This window comes from Streptomyces sp. NPDC031274 (assembly GCF_055570235.1).
The window spans coordinates 1-1,195 of sequence record NZ_JBVIHP010000345.1 but is presented as its reverse complement, the minus strand read 5'-3'; the positions used below and the strand labels follow the sequence as shown (position 1 = coordinate 1,195).

General features: G+C 71.6%; 1 protein-coding gene. It reads left to right on the top strand.

The annotated features are described in order from the left end of the window. Window positions 1–208 precede the first annotated feature (208 nt). The coding region (locus ACZ5CR_RS46240; protein WP_468869999.1) for a DUF6777 domain-containing protein at window positions 209–1,195 on the top strand (987 nt) is incomplete at its 3' end.

Sequence of the window (1,195 nt, the reverse complement as noted above, 5' to 3'; positions counted from 1 at the left end):
GCAGCGCCGCACCCAGGAACGCGACGAGATAGACCGCGGCGAGCGCCCGCTGGAAGACGAGGCGGCTGAGCCAGTACTGATCTGCGGTGAACCACTCCACAAGGCCATCTTGCGCCCAAAACTGCCGGGCCCCCTCCCGGCTTGCGCGCATGCCCCGACTGCCTCAGAGAATGGGGGCAAAGTGCCCGATAACAGGCGGGAGAGCACGGTGCGTGTGCCCACCAGGCCCACCAGGACCTATGCGACGGCCTTCGCGATATCCGCGGCCCTCGCCGTAGCAGGATGCTCCGGCGGAGGCGACAAGAACTCCGCCGACGGCGGACCGGAACTGTTCATGCAGCCGGCCGCCGCACAGGGCCCCGATCCGTTCACCGACTCCACCGCGACGTCCACGGCGACCCCCTCGCCCGTCACCCGTTCGCCGCAACCCTCGCCGACCGGAACCTCCTCGCCCACGGCCCAGGGCGTGCGCTCCCTCTCGGGCGGCACGCCGGGTCTGTACGGCGGCACGCACTCCCTGGCCAGCTGCGACGTCGACGCCCAGGTCCGCTTCCTCACCGCCGACCAGGGCAAGGGCCGCGCCTTCGCGCAGGCGTCGGGCATCTCCCAGGCCGACATTCCGGGCTTCCTGCGCGGCCTGACGCCGGTCGTGCTGCGTGCCGACACCCGCGTCACCAACCACGGCTACCGCGACGGCGGGGCCACCAGCTTCCAGTCCGTGCTGCAGACGGGCACCGCGGTCCTCGTCGACAACCGGGGGCTGCCGCGCGTGCGATGCGCCTGCGGGAACCCGCTGAAGCCGCCGGTCGCGTTCAAGGGCACCCCCAGCCACCAGGGCAAGCCGTGGTCCGGCTACCGCCCGGCACAGGTGATCGTCGTGACACCGGCACCGAAGATCATCGTGAACATCACCATCGTGAACATCGTCAACAACACGTGGATCGAGCGGAAGACGGGCGACCACGACGGCGACGAGGACCGCGTGGTGCCCCCGCCGCCGCCCACCCCCACACCTACGCCCACACTCACGCCGACAAGCCCCAGTCCGAGCGACTCGGACGAGGACAGCGGCACCCCCAGCGAGCCGGGCACCACCTCCCCGGACTGCCCGACGGAGGTTCCGGACACCGGCACCGAGCCGCCCACCGGCACCCCGTCCGAGATCCCTCCGGGCTGCCCCACGCCCACGCCCACA